The organism is Legionella lytica, assembly GCF_044626755.1.
Taxonomy (GTDB): Bacteria; Pseudomonadota; Gammaproteobacteria; order Legionellales; family Legionellaceae; genus Legionella; species Legionella lytica_A.
Window position 1 is genome coordinate 1 of record NZ_JBGORX010000043.1, and the last position, 223, is coordinate 223.

A 223-nucleotide genomic window follows, 5' to 3' on the forward strand; every position below is an offset into this window, starting at 1 on the left:
GTACCACGATTACGATCAGCGGCACGGGTTTTACGCCCACGACCACCGTGACCGTGGATGGCCTTGCCGCAACCAGTATTACGGTTAATAGTGCCACCAGTTTAACTGCGATTACCCCAGCGTATGTAAGTGGTCCTTTAGCGGCTAATGTTGTAGTCAGTAATGAAGTTGGCAGTACGACCCTGGCAGGTGGTTTCACTTATCAAGCCAGTAGCCCAACATT

General features: G+C 51.1%; 1 protein-coding gene. It reads left to right on the forward strand.

Annotated elements, in window-relative coordinates; all coding sequences use genetic code 11:
- The coding region (locus ACD661_RS17005) for an IPT/TIG domain-containing protein (protein WP_400189021.1) at positions 1-223 on the forward strand (223 nt) is incomplete at both ends.